This is a genomic window from Achromobacter sp. GbtcB20 (assembly GCF_019091095.1).
Lineage (GTDB): Bacteria > Pseudomonadota > Gammaproteobacteria > Burkholderiales > Burkholderiaceae_B > Achromobacter > Achromobacter mucicolens.
Window position 1 is genome coordinate 1 of sequence record NZ_JAGXJZ010000279.1, and the last position, 395, is coordinate 395.

At 60.8% G+C, this 395-nt stretch carries 1 protein-coding gene; it reads left to right on the plus strand.

The features are described from left to right. Nucleotides 1-160: 160 nt before the first annotated feature. A partial coding sequence (locus tag KVT32_RS28980; protein ID WP_217619300.1) for a LysR family transcriptional regulator occupies nucleotides 161-395 on the plus strand: 235 nt, incomplete at its 3' end.

A 395-nucleotide genomic window follows, 5' to 3' on the forward strand; every position in this document is an offset into this window, starting at 1 on the left:
CGTCGCGTATTTACGTCGCATAAGTACGCCGCAGGCGATATCCGCCCGCGGGGCAATTATATCGACTAAGATTAACTGTAAAATACTATTTCTTCGGCCAACCAGGCCCAGCTACGGCAGGATAATCATTGCACACCTGCAATTCGACGACCTTACGCCCATGACACTCTCCGAGCTCAAATACATCGTCGCCGTCGCGCGCGCCAACCATTTCGGCCATGCCGCCGAGTCCTGCTTCGTTGCGCAGCCGACGCTGTCCGTCGCCATCAAGAAACTCGAGGACGAGCTGGGCGTGACGCTGTTCGAGCGCGGCGGCTCGGAAGTCTCGGTCACGCCGGTCGGCGCCCAGATCGTGGCCCAGGCCGAGCGCGTGCTCGAGCAGACCGCGGCGATCA